The organism is Tenacibaculum sp. IB213877, assembly GCF_034043975.1.
Classification (GTDB): domain Bacteria; phylum Bacteroidota; class Bacteroidia; order Flavobacteriales; family Flavobacteriaceae; genus Polaribacter.
Genome location: NZ_JAXCHH010000043.1, coordinates 1 through 712, shown reverse-complemented (window position 1 = coordinate 712; position 712 = coordinate 1). Strand labels below are relative to the sequence as shown.

The following is a 712-nucleotide window of genomic DNA, read 5'->3' as shown; positions in this document are numbered from 1 at the left end:
GGCAACGATTGCCGATACGAGTTCCCCTACTACAGGAGTGACGGTAGCGGCAGGCGATACGGTGACTTTACGATGGACGATCAGCAACGGAAGCTGTACCGATAGTACGGATGATGTGGTACTGACCAACGATGCGTTGCCTACGACAGCGGCAGCAGGCACCGACCAAACCCAATGTAACACCCCAGGCTTTACCATGGCAGCCAATACGCCTACGGTAGGTACAGGATTATGGAGTATTGTCAGTGGAGCGGCAACGATTGCCGATACGAGTTCCCCTACTACAGGAGTGACGGTAGCGGCAGGCGATACGGTGACTTTACGATGGACAATCAGCAACGGAAGCTGTACCGATAGTACGGATGATGTGGTACTGACCAACGATGCGTTGCCTACGACAGCGGCAGCAGGCACCGACCAAACCCAATGTAACACCTCAGGCTTTACCATGGCAGCCAATACGCCTACGGTAGGTACAGGATTATGGAGTATTGTCAGTGGAACGGCAACGATTGCCGATACGAGTTCCCCTACTACAGGAGTGACGGTAGCGGCAGGCGATACGGTGACTTTACGATGGACAATCAGCAACGGAAGCTGTACCGATAGTACGGATGATGTGGTACTGACCAACGATGCGTTGCCTACGACAGCGGCAGCAGGCACCGACCAAACCCAATGTAACACCTCAGGCTTTACCATGGCAGCCAAT

At 53.9% G+C, this 712-nt stretch carries 1 pseudogene; it reads left to right on the top strand.

The features are described 5' to 3' along the window. Nucleotides 1–712: pseudogene (locus SLH33_RS13005) on the top strand (hypothetical protein); the annotation flags it as partial.